This window comes from Blastomonas sp. CCH1-A6 (genome assembly GCF_001556365.1).
In the GTDB taxonomy this organism is placed as follows: Bacteria; Pseudomonadota; Alphaproteobacteria; order Sphingomonadales; family Sphingomonadaceae; genus Blastomonas; species Blastomonas ursincola.
Window position 1 is genome coordinate 1 of sequence record NZ_LSIS01000060.1, and the last position, 1,901, is coordinate 1,901.

The 1,901-nt window shown below is 66.4% G+C and carries 2 protein-coding genes and 1 tRNA gene; 1 reads left to right on the forward strand and 2 read right to left on the reverse strand.

Translation table 11 applies throughout. The annotated features are described in order from the left end of the window. Positions 1–39: 39 nt before the first annotated feature. Positions 40–666: an LON peptidase substrate-binding domain-containing protein gene (locus tag AX735_RS02440; protein ID WP_082750883.1), complete on the reverse strand. Its 627-nt coding sequence runs from the start codon at positions 664–666 to the stop codon at positions 40–42. Between the two features lie 5 nt (positions 667–671). Continuing rightward, on the reverse strand, positions 672–1,577 hold the full coding sequence (locus tag AX735_RS02445) for a tetratricopeptide repeat protein (protein ID WP_066275033.1): 906 nt from the start codon (positions 1,575–1,577) through the stop codon (positions 672–674). Positions 1,578–1,821: 244 nt separating this feature from the next. Between AX735_RS02445 and AX735_RS02450 the strand changes: the two genes are divergently transcribed. Then, positions 1,822–1,896 (forward strand) — tRNA-Gly (locus tag AX735_RS02450). Positions 1,897–1,901: the final 5 nt, after the last annotated feature.

Here is a 1,901-nt window from a genome sequence, read left to right on the forward strand (position 1 = left end):
CACCCAACCCTCCCCCATCGAGGGGGAGGGCAAGGGAGGTTATTGCAGCGTCACCCTGGGATCGTCGCTGTCACGCCGTCCGAAGAACTGCATCAGCTGCACCAGCAGGTCGGCGCGCGCCTTCAGGCCTTCTGCCTCGAGCAGCGCCTGCTTGGCGGCCGCATCGAACGGCGCGATCTGCGCGATGCCGTTGACCAGCGAACGGTCGTCGAGCCGCGCCACCGAATCCCAGTCGACGCTATAGCCCTGCGCATTGGCGAAGCGCTGCGATTCGCGCTCCAGGCTCGCGCGCTCGATGCTGGAAAGCGCCTGGTCGATCTCGTTTTCCTCGATCAGCTCGGCCTCGATCTGGCGGAACGGCGTGGTCACCTCCAGCTCGCGCAGCACGCGGAACCGCGCAAAGCCTTCGAGCACCAGATTGTAGCGGCCATCCTCCAGCGCCTCGACATCGATGATGCGGCCGACACAGCCCATGTCGAACAGCGGCGGAGGCTCGCCCGCCGCGCGCGGCTGGATCATGCCGATCTGCCTGTCGCGCGCCATCGCGTCGCTGACCAGCGCGCGGTAGCGCGGCTCGAAAATGTGCAGCGGCACCTGCAGTCCGGGGAACAGGATCACCCCGGTGAGCGGAAACAGGGAGATGCGCTGTGCGACCATGGCTGCCATCGCCCTCAGCCGAACAATGCGGCGGAAAGCTTGCGCCGCGTGGCGGACACCCAGGGATCTTCCAGCCCGACCGCCTCGAAGATCTGGAGCAGCCGCGCGCGCGCCGCGCCCTCGTTCCAGTCCTTGTCGGCGCGCACGATGGCGAGCAGATGCTCCGCCGCCTCGTCGCGCGATCCGGCGGCGAACAACGCAACGGCCAGGTCGAAGCGCGCGGCATGATCGTCGCCATTGGCCTCGACCGCAGCGCGCAGCCCGGCAATCTCGCTGTCATCGGCCTTGTCGGCCACCAGCGCCAGCGCCGATTTCGCGCGCTCGAGCAGCGGATCGGCCGCGATTTCGGGCGGAAGGTCGTCGAGCAGCGCCTGCGCCTCTGCGGTCTTGCCCGCTGCGGTCAGCGCACGCACCAGCCCGGCGAGCGCCGCGACGCTATCGGGCGCCATGTCGAGAATCTGCGCGAAGATGCCCGCCGCGCGCTCGCCATCGCCTTCGGCCAGCACCTCTTCACCCATATCGAGGAGCGGCGCGATATCGGGTCCCTTCGGCTCGGCATCGCCCGCCTGGATCGGCAGCTTGTCGAGCAGCTGGTCGATGATTCCCGCCAGTTGCGATTCGGTGCGCGCATTGGTGAGGTTGGCGACCGGCTGGCCCTGGAACATCGCATAGACGGTGGGGATCGACTGGATCTGGAACTGAGCCGCGATGAAGCGCTCCTCGTCGACATTGACCTTGACCAGCACCACGCCCTTGTCGGCATATTGCGCAGCGATCTTTTCCAGCACCGGCGTCAGCGCCTTGCACGGCCCGCACCATTCCGCCCAGAAATCGAGGATGACGAGCTTGGTCATCGAAGGCTCGACGACATTCTTGCGGAATGCCTCGACCGCCTTGTGCTCTTCGGTGGTCAAACCCATGCTTGCCAAGTTCCATGCTCCTGCTGTCCGGCGCGCCCGCGGTCTCGCGATAGGCCTGCAGGGAGGTGCGTCCTCCCCTGTGTCGCGCGCCCTTATCCGAAACCCCAAGATGGTGCGCAAGCCGCATATGCCAAGCCCCGCAAAAGGAATCGTCACGAATCGCAAATAGGGGCTTGCCGGACCAGAAAGCCGCTGCTAATTGCGCGCCTCACCCGCTGGACCGACACACCGGACCAGCCGCCGAGCGGGCGTAGCTCAGGGGTAGAGCACAACCTTGCCAAGGTTGGGGTCGAGGGTTCGAATCCCTTCGCCCGCTCCAGTTTT